The organism is Terrisporobacter petrolearius (genome assembly GCF_020748185.1).
GTDB lineage: Bacteria > Bacillota > Clostridia > Peptostreptococcales > Peptostreptococcaceae > Terrisporobacter > Terrisporobacter petrolearius.
Genome location: NZ_JAHZMO010000124.1, coordinates 1 through 526 on the forward strand (window position 1 = coordinate 1; position 526 = coordinate 526).

At 53.4% G+C, this 526-nt stretch carries 1 protein-coding gene; it reads left to right on the plus strand.

Going from position 1 to position 526, the window contains the following annotated elements:
- Positions 1-38: 38 nt before the first annotated feature.
- On the plus strand, positions 39-526 hold a 488-nt coding region (rseP, locus tag K0040_RS22405), incomplete at its 3' end, for an RIP metalloprotease RseP (protein ID WP_228110432.1).

The window sequence follows — 526 nt, forward strand, 5'->3', positions numbered from 1 at the left end:
CGGAGGGTTCGCCTGAGGGGTGCGCTAACTGTCTTTGCTTGCTTGGTGGTGCTGGTCTTCAAGACGCTGTAACGGAAGGTAATATGCTGAGTTTGCTCTGGGATTTGGCTTCGTTCATCGTTGCACTGGGTGTACTTATCACCGTGCATGAATTTGGTCATTTCTGGGTTGCCCGGCGTTGTGGTGTTCGCGTTGAGCGTTTCTCAATAGGGTTTGGTAAGGCGCTCTGGCGGCGAACTGATAAGCTCGGCACCGAATATGTTATCGCCCTGATCCCGCTGGGCGGTTATGTCAAAATGCTGGATGAGCGCGTAGAACCGGTCGTTCCGGAACTCCGCCACCATGCCTTCAATAATAAATCTGTTGGCCAACGAGCGGCGACTATTGCCGCAGGTCCGGTTGCAACATTCATTTTTGCTAGCTTAGCCTACTGGCCGGTGTTTATTATTGGTGTGCCTGGCGTACGTCCGGTGGGTGGAGAAATTGCGTGCACTCTGCTAGATACGGAAGCACACACAGCGCATGG